Source organism: Bacillus sp. FSL W7-1346, from assembly GCF_038593335.1.
In the GTDB taxonomy this organism is placed as follows: Bacteria; Bacillota; Bacilli; order Bacillales; family Bacillaceae; genus Bacillus; species Bacillus altitudinis.
Map to the genome: position 1 here is coordinate 3,644,874 of NZ_CP151988.1, position 13,173 is coordinate 3,658,046.

12 protein-coding genes and 1 pseudogene are annotated in these 13,173 nt (G+C 40.3%); 3 read left to right on the top strand and 10 right to left on the bottom strand.

From position 1 onward, the window contains the following. The first annotated feature begins 156 nt into the window (after window positions 1–156). Window positions 157–318: a hypothetical protein gene (locus NST09_RS18745; protein WP_025208294.1), complete on the top strand. Its 162-nt coding sequence runs from the start codon at window positions 157–159 to the stop codon at window positions 316–318. 51 nt (window positions 319–369) lie between these two features. On the opposite strand, the gene bglA is transcribed toward NST09_RS18745, so the two are convergent. Both bglA and NST09_RS18755 read right to left on the bottom strand, forming a co-directional pair. Then, complete coding sequence (gene bglA / locus NST09_RS18750; RefSeq protein WP_342493561.1) at window positions 370–1,809, bottom strand: 6-phospho-beta-glucosidase BglA; 1,440 nt, start codon at window positions 1,807–1,809, stop codon at window positions 370–372. Between the two features lie 9 nt (window positions 1,810–1,818). Then, window positions 1,819–3,717, bottom strand: a pseudogene (locus NST09_RS18755) (beta-glucoside-specific PTS transporter subunit IIABC). Between the two features lie 155 nt (window positions 3,718–3,872). Between NST09_RS18755 and NST09_RS18760 the strand changes: the two are divergent. Then, a complete protein-coding gene (locus tag NST09_RS18760; RefSeq protein WP_008347432.1) occupies window positions 3,873–4,583 on the top strand; it encodes a GntR family transcriptional regulator in 711 nt (236 codons plus the stop codon). Between the two features lie 49 nt (window positions 4,584–4,632). Here the strand turns inward: NST09_RS18760 and NST09_RS18765 are convergent, their stop codons facing one another. Continuing rightward, window positions 4,633–5,643 (bottom strand): hypothetical protein, encoded by a 1,011-nt coding sequence (locus NST09_RS18765; protein WP_342493209.1) that lies wholly within the window; start codon window positions 5,641–5,643, stop codon window positions 4,633–4,635. Between the two features lie 119 nt (window positions 5,644–5,762). Continuing rightward, window positions 5,763–7,946 (bottom strand): hypothetical protein, encoded by a 2,184-nt coding sequence (locus NST09_RS18770; protein WP_342493210.1) that lies wholly within the window; start codon window positions 7,944–7,946, stop codon window positions 5,763–5,765. Window positions 7,947–8,199: 253 nt separating this feature from the next. Here NST09_RS18770 and NST09_RS18775 point away from each other — a divergent pair, with 253 nt between their 5' ends. After that, window positions 8,200–9,096: a PhzF family phenazine biosynthesis protein gene (locus NST09_RS18775; RefSeq protein ID WP_342493211.1), complete on the top strand. Its 897-nt coding sequence runs from the start codon at window positions 8,200–8,202 to the stop codon at window positions 9,094–9,096. A gap of 39 nt (window positions 9,097–9,135) precedes the next feature. Here NST09_RS18775 and NST09_RS18780 read toward each other — a convergent pair whose 3' ends face one another. The 6 genes from NST09_RS18780 to NST09_RS18805 form a co-directional block, all read right to left on the bottom strand. Next, window positions 9,136–9,996 carry a LysR family transcriptional regulator gene (locus NST09_RS18780; protein ID WP_327878564.1) on the bottom strand — a complete coding sequence of 287 codons (861 nt, stop codon included), beginning with the start codon at window positions 9,994–9,996 and terminating at the stop codon, window positions 9,136–9,138. 13 nt (window positions 9,997–10,009) lie between these two features. After that, on the bottom strand, window positions 10,010–10,516 hold the full coding sequence (locus NST09_RS18785; RefSeq protein WP_342493212.1) for a hypothetical protein: 507 nt from the start codon (window positions 10,514–10,516) through the stop codon (window positions 10,010–10,012). A 15-nt stretch (window positions 10,517–10,531) separates the two neighbouring features. Beyond that, window positions 10,532–11,038 carry an LURP-one-related family protein gene (locus tag NST09_RS18790; protein ID WP_048002606.1) on the bottom strand — a complete coding sequence of 169 codons (507 nt, stop codon included), beginning with the start codon at window positions 11,036–11,038 and terminating at the stop codon, window positions 10,532–10,534. A gap of 105 nt (window positions 11,039–11,143) precedes the next feature. Further along, on the bottom strand, window positions 11,144–11,485 hold the full coding sequence (locus NST09_RS18795) for a darcynin family protein (RefSeq protein ID WP_039165381.1): 342 nt from the start codon (window positions 11,483–11,485) through the stop codon (window positions 11,144–11,146). A gap of 71 nt (window positions 11,486–11,556) precedes the next feature. Beyond that, window positions 11,557–12,147, bottom strand: a complete 591-nt coding sequence (locus NST09_RS18800) for a Crp/Fnr family transcriptional regulator (protein WP_342493213.1) — start codon at window positions 12,145–12,147, stop codon at window positions 11,557–11,559. 149 nt (window positions 12,148–12,296) lie between these two features. Beyond that, the gene (locus tag NST09_RS18805) at window positions 12,297–13,145 is read right to left on the bottom strand and encodes an MBL fold metallo-hydrolase (RefSeq protein WP_342493214.1); all 849 of its coding nucleotides are present in this window, start codon (window positions 13,143–13,145) and stop codon (window positions 12,297–12,299) included. Between the last annotated feature and the right edge of the window lie 28 nt (window positions 13,146–13,173).

Below are 13,173 nucleotides of genomic sequence, written 5' to 3' on the forward strand. Positions count from 1 at the left end.
ACAACTCCTATTCTTTATCTACCATTTATCGTTTTTATAGACCAATTATACCAAATTATGCAATAGAACCTATTAATATCTTTCTCTCTTTTCATCTCTGCAATGATATGAGACAATGCCACCTAAAAACAAACTACTCTCGAAAGGAGAATCAATGTGTATAAAAAAATCATCCCAGCTGTTACAGTGATATTCGGTTTTTGGATTCTTCTTCAATTAGCATTTAGCATCAATATCTTTCACAATCCAATGAATTATTTTATTGTGATCACTCTCTTTTTTCTTTGTATTCAGGCTACATTGAAGCATAGGAAATAAAAAAACCCGAACAAGCGAATCCCACGCTCATCCGGTCCAGTCATTTCTTTATTACACTTCTTCACCATTCGTTGCGATGACGTTTTGATACCAAGTAAACGAATCTTTTTTGAGTCTCTTCATTGAACCATTACCTTTGTTATCACGGTCAACATAAATCATGCCGTAGCGTTTTTTCATTTCACCGGTTGTGAATGACACGATATCAATGATGCCCCAAGGTGTGTAGCCGATGAGGTCCACACCGTCATATGCAACCGCTTTTTTCAGTGTTTGAATATGAGAAGCGAGATATTGAATTCGCTCTGGGTCATGAATAGAACCGTCTTCTTCCACTTGATCAATGGCACCAAAGCCATTTTCCACAATGAATAGCGGGATTTGATAGCGATCGTAAAAACGATTCAATGTATACCTTAAACCTGTCGGATCAATGGACCAGCCCCAGTCACTTGATTTGATATACGGATTTTCTACACCATGTGGCAGTGCTCCATTGACAATGTCTCCTTTGTGATCAGATACTGCATCGCTTTTGACCGTTGTTGACATATAATAGCTAAAGCCAAGGTAATCTACTTTTCCTTTTCTTAAACTTTCTTCATCGCCTTCTTCAAATGGAATATGATAGCCTTCGCGCTCAAATTCTTTTAACGCGTAGCTTGGATAGTAGCCACGTACTTGGACATCTGGGAAGAAATAGCGCTGTCTCATATATTCTTCTGCCAGCATGACATCTTCTGGGTTTGAGGAATATGGATAAATTGGCACGTGGGACACCATCGCTCCAATTTGAAAGGACGGATTGATCTCTTTTCCTTTTGCCACTGCCCATGCACTTGCAAGCAATTCATGATGGCCCGCTTGATACATGACTTCTTTGGCATTTTCGCCTTCTTTGACAGATACCCCTGAATTTGTCCAAAGGAACAACGGGTTGTTGACGTCCATTTTGTTATTGATTTCATTAAATGTCATCCAGTACGTGACCTTGTCCTTGTAACGATTGAAGCATACTTCCGCGAATTTCGCGAAATATTCAGCGACTGTTCTGCTTCGGAATCCGCCGTATTCTCTTGCCAAATGAAGGGGCATTTCAAAGTGAGACAGTGTAATGACAGGCTCGATGCCATGTTTAATCAGTTCATCAAACACATCATCATAAAACTGTAAGCCTGCTTCATTCGGCTCTTCTTCATCCCCTTTAGGGAAAATTCGGCTCCAGCCGATCGATGTTCGCAAGCATTTTAATCCCATTTCAGCAAACATGGCGATATCTTCTTTGTAACGATGGTAGAAATCAATGGCTTCATGGTTTGGATAAAAAGTTCCTTCTTCTATCGTTTCCGTGATCTGTCTTGGAACACCATGAGCACCTGCTGTCATGACATCTACAACACTCGGCCCTTTGCCAGCTGCATTCCATCCACCTTCGAATTGATGAGCGGCTAATGCCCCGCCCCATAAGAAATCTTTTGGTAAAGTCATTATCTATTCCTCCTATTTCACAATTGTCATCATGACGTCAGTTGGCTGACATGTCGAACGTTCCTCTACAATCACATCTTCGTATGCTTGGGTATTGGTAATGATAACAGGTGTGATTGTTTGTAATCCTTTGCTTTCAATTGCTTCCTGATCAAATGTCATCAACAAGTCACCCTTTTTCACCTTGTCGCCTTCTTTGATATTGAGTGTAAATGCCGATCCATCTAGAGAGACCGTATCAATTCCTACATGAACAAGTAACTCTACACCAAATTCAGAACGCAGACCAATCGCATGTTTTGTTGGTGCAAGCATGACGACACTGCCATCAAACGGTGCAAACAGTTTGTTATCGGTCGGATGAATGGCAAAGCCTTTCCCCATCGCTCCAGAGCTAAATACGGCATCTGGCACTTCAGATAACGAAAGCACCTTTCCTGTAAGTGGAGCCGTGATCATTTCTTCATTGTTCATAAAAGTATTTGGCGTTTCTCCGTCTTGATCTTTAACAGATGTTTCACCAGCTGACTGCTCTACTGTATCTTCTCCATATCCGAACATTTGAATAAGCACAACTGGTAAAATCAGCGCAATGGCCACACCAATCAAAATACCAATGATAGACGTTGGATAATCTGCACTGATTCCGTTCACAATGGTCAGCGGGCCAGGCAGCCCTGCATATGCAAAGTAATAAGGCGTAAAGAAGCTGGCCACTACGGCACCGACCGCTCCAGAAATACACCCGAAAATAAACGGCTTTTTAAAACGTAAGGTGACACCGTAAATCGCAGGCTCCGTAATACCGAAGAGTCCTGTGATTCCAGCTGAAACCCCTACTTTCCGTGTTTCCCGATTTCTTGCTTTTAAAATAACTCCCAACACCGCACCGACTTGAGCGATAACAGCGATGGTTTGATATGCCTGAAAGGAGTCACGTCCATATTGTTCAAAGTTCGCAAGTACCATTGGCGTGATGCCCCAGTGAACACCGAAAATCACGAGTACTTGCCAGAAACCGCCGATAATGGCCCCTGCCAGAGCTGGTACATTTTCAGCTAAGACATTGTATCCGTTTGCAATTCCATTTGCACCTGCTGTCGAAAGAGGACCGATTAATAGAATGGTTAACGGAACCATGACGACCATACATAAAAATGGGACAAATAGCGGTTTGACGACTTCATGAATTCGTTTGTTTAAGAATTTTTCTACATAGGAAAGAATCCATACTAAGAAAAGCGGTGGCAAGACAGATGATGTATAAACCGTTTCAGATAACGCAATCCCTAAAAAGGTCACACCTTCCCCTGATGCTACACGTCCAGCAATCTCTGTCCAAGAAGGACTGACAAGCGCAGCTGTACAAGCAACCGCGATATACATATTCGTTTTAAAATGCTTGGCTGCAGTGATCGCAATAAAAATAGGCTAGAACGTAAACGGTGCCCAAGAAATAAAGCTAAACACTTCATAAGTGCCTGTTTTCGAGAAGCTTGGAAATATCAAATTTATTAAGATAAGTGCACCTTGCAAAATACCAGCTGCGGCTAAAATATACACAAATGGCGCAAACACAGCGGACATGGTCGCAATGACCCGATTCAGTATCGTTCCTTTGTTTTCATTCGGCTGGTCATCATCCGACGTTTGGAGCTGAACAAGGTTGGAAAAATGCTCATATACCTCACCTACATGCTGACCGATCACAACCTGAAACTGACCACCGTTTTCCACCACTGTAATGACTCCAGGCATGGCGTTGACTGCTTCTTTTGCCTTTGGATTAGAACGCTTCAGCACCAAACGCAGCCTCGTGGCGCATCTTGCAGCATTCACCACATTTTCTTCTCCGCCAACTGCTTCTAAGATGTCTTCTGCAAGCTTTTGATAATCCCTCACTTTTGACATATAAAACCCCCCTTTATCACTACTAGTATATGTACATTATAATTATACCGGTACAATTTATCAATACCTATATAATTTGAGTTTGCATATCAAAGAGAAATCGGGATGTGCTATAATACAAAGACAATAAATCGTGAAAACAAAGAGGAATGGCTATGTTAAAGTATCAACAAATTGCGAGCGATATTGAAAAATATATTGTCACACATGAGCTGCAGCAAGGAGACAAACTTCCTGTGCTTGAGACGCTCATGAATCAATTTGCTGTGAGCAAAAGTACAATTATCAAATCATTAGATTTACTCGAAAGAAAAGGGATTGTCTATCAGGTGAGGGGCAGCGGCATCTTTGTGAGAAGGCATAGACGCAAAGGCTATATCAGCCTTTTATCCAACCAAGGGTTCAAAAAAGATTTAGAGGAATTTCAACTGACATCAGAAGTTCTCACGTTAGATACCATCAAACCGCCAGAAGAAGCTGCGCTTAATTTAAACATTGAACTAGATGAGGATGTTTTCTACCTTAAACGCATTCGTTACATCAATGGACAAACTTTATGTTTAGAAGAGTCCTATTACCGGAAAACCATTATTCCTTACCTCAACACAGAAATTGCAGCCGATTCTGTATTTAAATTCATTAGTGAAGGCCTTGGTCTTAAAGTGGGCTTTTCTGACATGTACCTGCAAGTTGGCAAACTAAACGAAACTGAAGCGAAGCACCTCGGACTTAAGCAAAATGATCCTGCTCTTCGTGTCGAGACCGTTTTCCATCTCACAAACGGACAGCCCTTCGACTTCTCGAAAATCACATATAACTACATGCAATCCCAATTTTTTATTCAGGCGAATAATTATTATGGGTGATGAAAGGAAAAAGCCCCTCATTTTTGAGGAGCTTTTTTTAATGCTGGCATCATTTGTAGTAGTTATAGTCATTGAATATTGCGATCATATCTTCTTGTGTCCCTTTTTTCCCACGATTCGTATTAAAATATAACGTTCCGTCATCGAAATCAACAGCTTCTATCTCAAAAAGAGTAAATGCACTGCTCGTTATTCGGAAAGATAGGTCATTTCTAGTAAACAACTCTTTTGAAAAATCTTTTGTTGTTGTTCCCTTTTGCTCTTTGATCATTTGGTTGATATTTAACGGATACGTGAGAATAACACTCACATTAGAAGCCCCTCCGTTGGTATCTGGCTTAGATAAAGGGACATATAATGTTCCTTGGTAAAAAGAAATTCCTTGAAGAATGTACTTCGAAACATCTACCACTGATTGATTGATCACTGCTTTTGTATAATTTAATGTAAATGTGGCCTCATACTCAAATTTTCCTGTTTGATCATTAAAATCTCCAATGAAAAAGCGATTGCCAGACCTCACAATAAATTTGTCTACCCCAACAGAATATGTGATGCCGCTAACTGATAAATTCGTTCCCTGGTACTGAAGGACATAGGCTTTAGCCACTTTGTATGTACTTTTTTTCGTGTTCACTTGTAGCTTCACGATCTTTTTTACATACTTGACACCATCGGTCATAGGGGCTACATAAATACTAACTTGCTCATCTCCTTTTTGGGCTTTGACAGCTAAGTCATTAGCATGTCCTAAATCATAGCTAGTACTATTCGTGTCAGAGTTTTTAAGAAGCTTCACTGTTCTATTGCTTGACGAGCTGTTCATTTTAATAGAGTACAATTGTGTCAGCTGGGTTGAAGTATTTATTTTTGCAGCATAAATCATGTTATTGTTACGGTCGACACACATTCCTTGCATAGAGGTGTAGAATCCAGAGCCTGACATTCCAGTATACGTTGTATATGTGTTGAAATAACCGGATTGAGCTTGAACACTAGAAGACCACATACTGCAACAAAAGATAATAGCCGTTAGGACGACATATTTTATTTTTTTCAAGATTGGCACCATCCTATGATTAGAGTTATTTCAAAAATACGATCTGAACATAAAATCGTCACCCATAAAACGAATGACGATTGTTATAGAAATGAAGTGTTACAAATTATTGGGAAAATCTACTTCTCAGCCTTAAACGACTTTACCGTCTTACTACTCTCTGACATGCCTTTTCCTGTAACCGTGACGTAGATCTTTCCGCCCTTAGCGCCTAGTTGTTTGATGGTCACCTTCACAACCTTACCTTTAGAAACCGTTGACTGACCAATTAATTTTCCTGATTGGTTATAGATTTTAACAAGATCCTGTTTCGCTAATTGACTAACGGTGATCACGTCATTTTTATTCTTGTTGTTGACGATGTTAATTTGGTTGCCTTTTAATGCAGAGGTTGGCTCACCTTTAAAAGAAACAGCCTGTTTGCCGCTTTCCAACATCTTGTCACTGCTTCGTGTAACAAATACTTTGCCGCTCTTAACCCCAACTTGTTTGACGTACAATTTGATGGATGAACTTTTTGCCGGTTTTGATGTGACAAGTAATTTACCGCTTGTTGAGTAGACTTTGATGATGTCTTTTTTCTTGATCTTACTCACTGTGATGACGTCATTTTTATTTTTAAAATTATTGATTTTGATCTGGTTGACTTTTAGAGCGTCTGATTTTTCACCCTGATAGCGAATTGGTACTCGATTTCCCTCTTTTAGACCAGGCTCTTTCATGCTGATATAAAGCGTTCCACTTGTTTGACCCAATTGTTTCACGGAAATCGTCATGTTCGAGCTCGATGCAGTTTGCTGAGCAATCGCTGTTCCACCAGAAGCTTGTTTAAAGATTTTGATGACGGATTGTTTTTTGATTCCTTTTATCGTTACCGTATCGTTTTTCCCTTTATTGTTCGTCACCTTCACTTGAGATGCTGCAAGCGGAGATGTGACGATTTTTTTGACGGTTACAGCAGGCAGAGAGACCTGTCTATTTCCACTTAGCAACGTGATCGTCACTTTAGACCCCTGTCTTAATTTTCCCGTTTTTAATTTGAAGTTTTTTCCTGGCGTAATGGCAAATGGTCCATATTTCTTTTTCGTGGAACTTGTGCTGAGCTTGGACATCGCTTTAATTGTGTTATTCGATGCATCAGATTGCACTTCTACAACAGCTTTATCCCCAAAAGTACTGATACCATTAATGGTATCACTTGAGTCATCGATTTCTTCCACAAATACTTTCTGTACATCTTCTTGAGATTGATTTGCTTCAATCGGATTATCAGCCATGAACGATTTTACGGTCATTAAGTCGCCACCGATTAGCTTTGAAACAGGAACTTCATAAAACCCTTTAGCGTCTGTCTGACCTTCTCCAATGATTTGGTCCTCTCCATTTAGAATATGGATGATACTTTCTGGAGTTGCGGTTCCACTAATTGATGTTGATAGCTGGGTAAATGGGTTGATTGTTGGAGCCGTCGATCTGATACGAAAAAATCTTTCATTCAAAACATTGTCATATGCTGGTTCCATGACTTGTAATTTATTTTGGTCTAAGAGCTTTAGGGTATCTTTGTCTACACTAAATTCAAAATTTCCATCTCCATCTGCTGTCACCGATTGATTAATGACACCAGATTTCTCGTTTTTAAAGACGATCTTTGCGTAAGGGATTCCCGTTTGGCCTTTCACTGATTTAGACCATTTTGTCGTTGGAATAAGTGAGATTTTATTAGGGTTAACAATTTTTTTGTAAATGTCGATATTGCTTCCAGTCGTCATTTTCACTGTTAGGAATGTGCCTGCATTTAGGACAGGAAGCTGTAAATGAATGGCATCATTAAATGTTCCTGAGGCAATCACTTTACCATCTTTCATGACCTCTACTTTTGTGTTCTTCACAGTTTTCCCAGTTAGCTCCTGAGAAGTATCATATATCGGATCTAATGAGGTAAACGATTCCTTGAAAATATACACTTTGTTTGAAGAAAGCTTTGTCCCATTTTGGTCATACGTATCTAACTCCACCGTTTGGCCTGAACTAAAGTTCTGAGAAAACAACTTAAAGTTTCCGTTACTATCTGCTTTTGCGTAGTGCATATATCTAGATTTCCAGTTACTCGGAACACCCCAATCTACGAATGCAACGATTGCGTTTGGCGCTGTTTTACCCGTCAGATAATTATCACCATATTGATAACGATCAACTGTTGTTATTGTTCCACCCTCTGCGGCACTCACATTTTCTTGTATATGAAAACTCAACATCATCATACAAAGAATAGAAGCTACTACTTTCAGGACTATTTTCATAAATATATCCTCTCTTTACCTATTAATGTTTTTATATACAAATATTATACATTTTAACCAATATAGGTACAAGGTTTAATGTTGAGCCTAAAGGCTTATATAAAATCCATATTCATAGATATAGAGAGTGATGTCGATCGATTTTTCATTTTGCATGAACAATTCCAATTCATCACATTCAAAAGATTCATTTTACGAATGCATCTTACACATTTATGATGAACATAACAACATGGTTAGGAGGATTCGTCAGATGAAAGATATTAGGGTGTATCATGTCGATGCGTTTACAACTGAGAAATTTGGAGGTAATGCCGCTGGGGTGGTGTTGGATGCGGAATGGTTAACGGAGGATGAGATGCAGAATATCGCCAAGGAGTTGAACTTACCCGAGTCCGTTTTCTTGCTGCCGGCACATGATGAGAAAGCTGATTATCGAGTGAAATATTTCACTCCAACGGAAGAGGTCAATTTCTGCGGGCATGCGACGGTTGGGTTGACTTGGCTTTTAGCGACGGAGCTAGGGATGGCTAAAGAAAAATCAGGGGTGGTGTTAGAAACAAAGATCGGCCATGTTCCCGTTGTATGGCACGAAGAGAATGGCAAAGTTGTGGATGTGGAGATGACACAGGTCACGCCAAAGACGCGAGATTTTATCATCGATGTAGAAGAGCTTAGTGACATGCTCGGTATAAGCAGTGACAGGATTGATCCATCCTATCCTATAAAATTAGCAAACACCGGAAACTGGCATCTTCTGGTTCCGCTGAAACACCAGCATGACATTGATCAAGCAGCACCAAACTTAACAACTTTAGGAAAAATGAATAAAGAGCAGGATATCACAACGACTCATCTTTATACGTTTCAATCCACAAAGGACTGTGATCTTTATACAAGGGATTTTGCACCTGGCATTGGTATACCCGAAGATCCTGTAACGGGAGCAGCAAACGGGGCATTGGCCGGATATCTTTATTTGGAAGGGATCATTTCTCAGCAAGAAACCACTCATCTACACATTGCCCAAGGTGATGCAATCGGCAGACCAGGATTGCTTCGTATCACGGTCATTCCGAATGAAGCAAAGCCGGTCATTAAAGTAGCTGGTGCAGCGATTATTACCATTCGTGGGGTGATCACGCTATAAATTGATCAGCTTGAATAGAGACTCTCGTTCAAGCTGAATCTATTTAAAATGATCTTTGACCGCTTCAATCCATCTTTTAGTAGAGGGAGAGGCTGCGTTAAAAGATTTAAACGCCATATTGATTTCGCGATAAACACGGGTCTCAAGTGGAATTACGTTCGCATGAGGCACCTGAGGCGGCAAAATCAACTTCGGAATGATCGTGAGCCCAAGGCCTTCCTGAACCATAGAGATAATCGTATTGTTGTCCCCAATCTCAAACAAAACATGGGGCTTCACGCCTCTTTCTTTTAATAATTTCTTAATGAGTCGATCACAGCCCGCTTTTGGCATAATAAATGGTTCATCTTGGAACGAAGCCACTTCCATCACCTTCTTTGTATGGAAACGATGACCCTCTTGCATGAGCACCACCAATTCATCTTGAAACAGTGGAACAGTTTCCAAATCTCTAGATGGCTGTGTTAAAAACCCAAGATCAACTGTGCCAGACGCGATCCACTCTTCAATCTCTTCATAGCCGCCTTCGTATAACTCCAATTGGATATTGGGATAACTTTTCGTAAAACGATGAATCAGCTGCGGAAGCATTTTTGAAGAAAAACTAGAAAACGTGCCGATTTTAATGCTCCCCACTTCCATCCCTTGAATCAACGCCGCCTCCTGCTCAAGCAATGACGCATGATGAATGATTTGGCGAATATGCGGCATCACCCGCTCACCTGCATCTGTCAGCGACAGCCCGTTTCGATTCCGATGAAGCAGCACAATCCCAAGTTCTGACTCAAGCTTCGCCATATTATGACTCACCCCGGACTGCGTCAGCCCAAGCTTCTCACCGGCTTTTGTAAAACTGCCGCATTCGACGACTGTTTGAAATACTTTGTATGGGAATGTCATTCGTTTGCTCACCTCACTTTAGATCTTGGCAAAACCTACTGTTAGACATGTCTGTGATTTTTCGATTTAATTGTTGTTCGACCAATTGAAAACATGCCTGCTGAATCCATAAACGTTTAAATGTATAGAGTTGTTCTTTTTCATCGCCATGCATGTCTTCATCTTTTTCTAACTGAAAATCTGTTAATTCGATTTTGTCATGAACATGCATGTGAATAAAAACATGCGCATTGTGAAAATCATGCATATGCTCTACTAAAGCTGAGATATTGGTGATAAAGTCATCAAATATATCTTCTGCTAGCGTTTTCTTGAGATCTAGATGGCTGTGCACATCCATTGATATGTAATTATCTCTTTCATCCAGTTCTTCTTGAGTAGCCAGAGGGTTATCATGAATCGTTGCTTTTCTATTTAAATCTATAATCGAGAAATAGACGATGATGTCTTTATTATCGAGAAATTCATACTCCCATATCTCTGCATCTCTTAATCTTAAAATGCGGGTGAGATTGTCCAACTTTAAACCCTCCAATTAATTATTCATTGTCGTCGACGAAGACCTAGACGCCGCTTCATCCGCTTTCACACAATCAATCGCAACAACCAATGCAATCATCACAGGCTCCATCTCTTCTTTCAAAATATCCACCTTGTAGCTATCTCCCCAAGTAAACCATTCCTTCTTTACCTGACCGATCACTTCGCCGCTTTGCAGCACTTGGAAATTCATATCCCACCAGTTCCCTTGTACTTCGATTCCAGCAGCATCAATTGAATATTTGGCTTTGAAGAACGTAAACTCTTTTTTGATCGTCAATACCTCTTGTCCACCGACTTCTACTAAAAACTTCGGTAAAAAGCTAAACATTTTCTTCGTAATTACAGCGATGACGTCTCGTTCTGTATTCAAAATGGTGAACGTCTTTGGCACCTTCATAAAGCTGCCTTCGACCACATATACATCATTCTCCTGTTGGTCCTTTACCGTAAATCTGCCGCTCAGACTAAATACCTTTTGCTTCATATACAGCTGCTTCATAAGTACCTCCGATTCAGTTCAAAAATTTATCCGTTCTTCCCTTACCCCTGATTATACCAAAAAGTAGAATGTGCAAAAAACCACCTAATAGCAGGTGGTTTTCGATTACTGATCCATTTTCAGAGATTCTTTTTCATATGTTTGAAAAGCATCTTCCATTCCCATGATGACCTCTTTCATTTTGACATAACCACTTGTATAAGGAATAGAATCTCTAATCTCTTCCCACATAAAATGATAGAACTTCAGGTCATCTGTTTCACACATCACAAAATCTGTGTAATCCTTACCTGGAAGAGCTTCAGCATCAAAAAAGCGCACCGTCACATGTTCCTCATATTTCTGCATCAACTCTTGCAGCGAAGCCGCATGGGTTCTGCGCTCCTCTCGTGGTAAAGCAAGCCAAGATGGATAGAACTCTAATAAAACAACCATCATATATTTCATCATCAAGCCCCTCGATTCTTCTATGATGTGATGATTGTACGCCAGATCTAGAGAATGTGCATTAACATAGGTTAATGTTCAGTAGGATGTAGCAGCCTGCTCAGCGAAACTGGAGAAATACCGATATATGAGGCGATATGATATTGAGCGATACGCTGATGTAACCCGGGATATTTCAATAAAAACGCCTGATATCGCTCAATGGCTGGCAAATATAGCAGTTCCCTCTCACGCTCTTCCTTTCTCGTATACAGCCTTTCTACACTCACCCGAACAAACCGCTCCCACATATGACTGCTGTCCATCAACATTTGAAGCAGATCATACGGAATTTCAATCACAATAGAATCCTCCATCGCTTCAATCGAATAAGGAGAAGGCTGCCCGTTGATCATACTTGCATAAGAAGTAGCAAAATCATCTTCCAACGTAAAAGCCACATTATACTCCCTTCCATCCGGTAACAAATAGAACAGACGGAAGAGCCCCGTTATGCAGAAATAAGCATGCTTCACTGGATCGCCAGCCTTGATTATGCATGTACCCACTTTTAATTGTTTAATCGTTGTTCCATCTTTGAACGCTTGCCAATGATTTTGTTCAATTGGATATTTCGATATTTTGGTTTTGAACGTGTCGTATGGGTTAGTTATTTTGTCCATCTGTTTTTTACCTCCTAATAAGGAAAACTCAAACCTACTTGGGGATTGTTTTTATTATCAATGCTAAAAATAAGTCTGTCACAATACGTGATGCAAAAAAAGTCTCGTTTGAGGGAAATCACTCAAATGAGACTTTTTTTAGTGTTTATTTAATACCCATTTACAAAGTAAGCAATGGTTTCTAATTCATCTTCTTTCAGTTCTCTGTTCACGTAATGTTGATATTCTTTCGTGATTTTCTGCTTATCTCCACCACATAGATCAGTGAATTTCGCCATCATCCTAAGTATATCTGTTTCTTGACGAAACTCCTCTTTTGTCCACGGTCTTTGATGCGAAGGAATATACGTATCCGCATCAAAAGCATCTAACTCATCTAGAAGACGCAAGATTTCTTTTACCGTATAATGTACTTTTTCTGCATACATTTTCGGATAAATGCAATCAGCAAGAAACAGGATTTTTTCCTCTTTCACATACACGATCACTGAATCTGCGGCATGATCACCCCCAACATGCTGCACAACACAAGTGACCCCGCCAAGATCAATCTCCATCCGACGATCAAACATCACATCCGGTAAAACGACCTGAATCTCTAGATGATTCTTATATTCTTCTTTGATGGCCTTTGCGCAAAACTCAATCTCCGTTCCTTCCCTCACCCGCTCATCAATCGCCTCATCTGACCAAGAAAACGGAAGAAGCTTCTCCATTTCCTTTCTGGTTTTTGCAGAAGCAATTGAAACCGCATGAGGCAGCGCCGGCAAACCAAAAATATGATCCCAATGCCAGTGAGTGAGAACAACCATATCCGGCGTGGCGTTCTCTTGTTTTAAGGTCTTTTGGATAAAATAGTTCGCATGATCTTCTGAGTTTCCAGCATCGATCATTAATGTTTTGTTATTGCCTACGACCATGCCTAGGATGGGGCGGTCGGTGAGTGATACTGGTGTGATGTAGGAGAAGGTGTTGCCTATTTTTTTGATTGTGTGCATGGTGCTGCCTGCTTTCAAATATTCAATA